This window comes from Mesorhizobium sp. BHbdii (genome assembly GCF_053848045.1).
In genome coordinates this window covers 1-502 of sequence record NZ_JBSPKX010000141.1, presented here as the reverse complement: position 1 = coordinate 502, position 502 = coordinate 1, and the positions used below count along the sequence as shown (strand labels likewise).

Genomic DNA, 502 nt, shown 5'->3' with positions numbered 1-502 from the left:
CGCGCAGCACGTTTTCCATCTTCATTGCCTCGACCACGGCCAAGGTCTCGCCGGCCTTGACTTCCTGGCCCTCGGTGACGGCGATCGACACGACAAGGCCGGGCATCGGGCAGAGCAGCAGTTTCGACGTATCCGGCGCCACCTTCTCCGGCATCAGCCGCTCCAGCTCGGCGATGCGCGGCAGCATGGCGCGCGCGGTCACCGACATGCCTTTCCAGGCGATGCGAAGACCGTTGGCGACTGGCCGGATCTGGGCGACGACGGAGCGCTTGCCGACCGTGCCGCGCCAGATCAGGTCGCCCGGCCGCCAGTCGGATGAAACGGTCAGCGCCTTGCCGCCGTCGATCGACAGGTCGATCTCCATCGGAATGGAGATCATGCCTTCGAGGATGGACACCTGGAGATAGTCGCCGCCGATCTTCACCACCCAGTCGCGCTTGAGCGCACCCGAATGCGGCGCCAGCCGACCGCCCAGCCGGTCGAGCCGGTCGCGGCGCAGCAG

General features: G+C 67.5%; 1 protein-coding gene. It reads right to left on the bottom strand.

From position 1 onward, the window contains the following. The coding region (locus tag ACWTU8_RS32280; protein ID WP_455851307.1) for a biotin/lipoyl-containing protein at positions 1-502 on the bottom strand (502 nt) is incomplete at both ends.